The organism is Moorena sp. SIO2C4 (genome assembly GCF_010672485.1).
GTDB lineage: Bacteria > Cyanobacteriota > Cyanobacteriia > Cyanobacteriales > Coleofasciculaceae > Moorena > Moorena producens.
Genome location: NZ_JAAHGN010000754.1, coordinates 1 through 3,771 on the forward strand (window position 1 = coordinate 1; position 3,771 = coordinate 3,771).

At 43.5% G+C, this 3,771-nt stretch carries 3 protein-coding genes; 1 reads left to right on the forward strand and 2 read right to left on the reverse strand.

The features are described 5' to 3' along the window. Positions 1-1,201 (reverse strand): metallophosphoesterase family protein (locus tag F6K20_RS28445; RefSeq protein WP_287296909.1); only part of this gene is annotated, 1,201 nt, incomplete at its 3' end. A gap of 35 nt (positions 1,202-1,236) precedes the next feature. After that, positions 1,237-3,378 carry a GumC family protein gene (locus tag F6K20_RS28450; RefSeq protein WP_287265403.1) on the reverse strand — a complete coding sequence of 714 codons (2,142 nt, stop codon included), beginning with the start codon at positions 3,376-3,378 and terminating at the stop codon, positions 1,237-1,239. 109 nt (positions 3,379-3,487) lie between these two features. Here F6K20_RS28450 and F6K20_RS28455 point away from each other — a divergent pair, with 109 nt between their 5' ends. Then, positions 3,488-3,685: a hypothetical protein gene (locus F6K20_RS28455; protein WP_009149795.1), complete on the forward strand. Its 198-nt coding sequence runs from the start codon at positions 3,488-3,490 to the stop codon at positions 3,683-3,685. Positions 3,686-3,771 lie beyond the last annotated feature (86 nt).

The window sequence follows — 3,771 nt, forward strand, 5'->3', positions numbered from 1 at the left end:
TGATAAATAAAAGCGATCGCGCCACCATTTGAACATAACCGCTCTGACTAATTTCCATCACTTCAACCTCATCTTTGCGCTGACCCCGCAAACTAGCACCACTTCCGCCACAAACTAGCCAATTTAAATTGGAGTCAGCATGTTTAGTATCAAGGGTACGCAAATGCTCAAAGCAATGGGCATGTCCACTTAAGATTAAATCTACCAGTGGCCGTTTTTCCGGTAGGGAACCAATAGCAGCAGCCACCTGATCCAATACTTGGCGTAAATGGCCACGAACTGCGATCGCATCTGGCTGCTCCCATCGGGTTGTTTCCGTTGAATAGGCAGAGTGATGAAGATAGATCACTCGTCCCCTTACCTGAGGATCATGCCAAGAATCAATTAACCGTTGCTGTAACCAGTCTAGTTGCTCTAGGTCAGGATCAGCCTTAGGTTTAGACGAAGAGCCAGAAATACAAAACGTATTGGAATCAAGGGCAAAAAAGTCAATGCCACCATATCTAAAGGTATAGTAGCGATTAGGTAGACGGGTAAAGTGACCAGGTTGGTAGCGCAGGCATCTTCCCGTTTCGGTCTTGGCAGTATAGTGTTGGTTGAGGTACTCAGCTAAATTACTGCGCTTGTGAGGTTGACTCAAGCAATCAAGAAAAGCTTGAGCATAGGCTTTGCCTTGGTTAGAACTATCCCAACCTAGCGTCAACCCTAACTGAGATTTTAACCAACGGCGTAGAGGTAAACTTAACTGAGCAAATAATCTGGGCAGAAAAGTCAGGTCATAGTAATCATGATTTCCTGGTACAGGGAAAATCGGGTGATTAAAGACTAGTCGAGTAGTGTCAGTTTTTTTGACAGGACTCCTAATACCAAAAACCTCTCGGTAGAATTTAAGAAATTTCTCCAGATAAAACTCACCCGACCCAAAGGGATAAACGAGATCCCCTGTGTGTAACGTAAAGCAACAAGTATCCATGTGCTCACGTAATTGTTGAGCAATTTGTGCTTGCAGCTTCTCTCCATATTTCGTATCTGAATCCGTATCCCCAAGGACTAGAAACGAAAAGTCTGGACGTTCATTTTCACCATCATCAAGCACTAACTGAGTTTGGTCAATTCCCTCCTTGATAATCCCAGGATTACGCCAGCATAAGCACTGGTTGATTGTAGCGATTTTAGTAGCAATAGGTGGGTCATATAGCATGTTTAAAATAGGTGAGGTAGATTCCCGATTCCCTTTTACTTGAACAATGTCGGGGTAAGGTTCTCCTCCTCCTCCCAATCCTGTTCTTTGTGATTGTTTCCGTAACCGGATTTGTAGTACTTGTAAGGGCTAATAGAGTCACCTTTAACACCATTAGCAACAATGCCTAAAACGTGAATTTGAGACAGTTTCAGATTCTCAAGAGCTTGGGTCAGAGCAGAACGATCTGTTTTCCCAATGCGACTTACCAGAATCAACCCATCGGTGTGAGAAGTAAGCAAGCTAGCGTCTGCTAATCCCAAAACTGAGGGAGTATCATAAATTACGAGGTCAAAGGTTTCGTGGAAACCTGCCATCAATTGTGTCATTTTATGGGAATATATCAGCTTGGTAGGATCTGGAACAAGTTGACCTGAGGTTAGGACTGATAAGCCAGCTACAGGTAACTTTTGCTCAATTACGTCTTCAGGGGATAGGGTTTGGAGAATTAAATTACTTAATCCCAACTGGTTGGATAATTGCAATCTTGGATGAACTTGGGGTTTACGCAAATCTGCATCAACTAATAACACCTTTTTCCCTATGGCTGCCGCTGTTTGAGCCAGGTAAATAGCAATGGTTGACTTACCATCCCCAGGCAGAGCTGAACTGATTGCCAGAGAACGGATTGGGCGGTCTGAACTCAGTAATTGAATATTGGTATAGAGTACTCGTAGGGCTTCCAAAAAGTGTGAGGATTGGGAGTCCCCATAATAGATGTAAGGCGTTGATTTTTGCTTCAAAGCTGGTATTAGCCACGTAAAAGGTTTAGACAATAAACCTCCTACTTTGGCTAGGGAGTTATTACTTGGCGTTGCTGCTATTTGTTTATTAATGGGGATATTCCCTAACAAATGGAGTTTGCTTTGCTGTTTTAGTTCCTCGAGATTGTGATAAACGTTATCTAATCTTTCCAAAATCAAAGCCACACCAATGCCTACAGCAATACTAGCTACAGCTCCCAAGGTTAGACTACGTTGGATGTTAGGAGAGATCGGAACCACTGGCCGAACTGGGGCTTCAATTACTTCCCAAGGAATCTCGGTTTGGGCGGCTTCGATTTGCAACGTTTCGCGGGTAGCCCGAAAACGGTTTAACCCCTCACTAGCAATTTGTATTTCTAGCTGTAAGTCGGTGTATTGTCTGGCTAAGGCAGGCATTTGTTGAGCCTGTTGTTCTAGCTGTTGTTGGGCAACTAATAAGGTTTGACGTTGGGTTTCAAGCCTTTGCACCTCAGTTACACCTTCTGCTAACTTGGAGCCTAAAATTCGCTCTGCTTCTTGCTCTAGGATCGGGAGGAGATTTTGCCGTTGATTTTGGAGAAGTCGAATCGCTGTGCTTTGTGGTTGGAAGCGAGTTAATTCCCCAGCGATTTGGGTTTCGACATTTCTTAACTGACCAATGATTTGCTGAGATAGTGGAGCGTCACTAAGAGCCGCCAGAGCTCCAGTTTCTTCTTGTAGAGAACCAACATAGAAGCGGGTTTGAACTAATTGTTGTTCAAGGGCTAAGTTTTGCTCCTTCAAGGCGGTAATTTGAGAAGCGATTAGTTCAGCTTGGCTGTCTGGGTTAGTAAACTGATATCGCTCTCGAAAGGCTTGTAATTGGTTTTGGAGTTGATTTACCCTGGCTTGTAAGGATGGTAACTGGTTTTCAATGAATTGAATCCCTTGGCGTAAGTTAGTCTGGCGCTCGTTCAGGGAGTAGTTCAGGTAGACTTTGGCTAATTGCTCTAAAATAGTGAGGATCAGATCCGGATCGTTTCCCTGGTAGCTGATTTCCAAGATCTTAGTTTTCCCTAAGCGAGTAATTTTTAAATTGCCAATTAGGGAATTATAACTAATTTCGGGATAGGTTTTTTGTACTTCTGCGAGCACTACTTCCATTAGCTCAGGACTACGCAGGACTTGAATTTGGGTTTGGTAGTCTAAACTAGATTTAATGTTTTGGTTCCCTAAACCAGGCGTTAAATTGCCTAAGTCATTTTCAGCATTAACAGGCTCTACTAAAATCCGGAATTTGCTTTGGTAAATTGGCTCTTCATTTAAAGTTCTCGGGATGACGAAGGACATCCCTGTCACTACTACCCCTACAATGACTACTCCTCGCCGTCGCGCCACCCCAAGCCAAAGGCCCAAATCCCACTCACTGTCTTCTGGTTCTAACCACTGTGACCCTTAGACCTCTCCAACAAATAAAGTTATGGTAAAATAAGAGGATGATAAATTAATTTTAGGAATATCATCCATGAGCTATACTTGGGATTATATCCAGAAAAATCCTAAACAAACTAAACGATTGCTAGGGATAAATCATGAACAACTCTATCAACTGATAGAACAAGCCAAGTTATTACATCGTCAACATAAAGAAAAAAATCAAAATCAAAAAGTCCGGCTAATTAAGCCTGGGGGAGGTGCTTCACAAAAATTATCACTGTCTTGATGCAATAGCGAGTGGGGGAAACCACGGCAGTCGCTCATGGGGGAGACCCCCAAGACCGCGCTGCCTCCCCAAGACCGCGCTGCATC

Coding starts and splice junctions, on each gene's coding strand:
- F6K20_RS28455 (WP_009149795.1), top strand. CDS start 3,488: ATGAGCTATACTTGGGATTATATCCAGAAAAATCCTAAACAAACTAAA.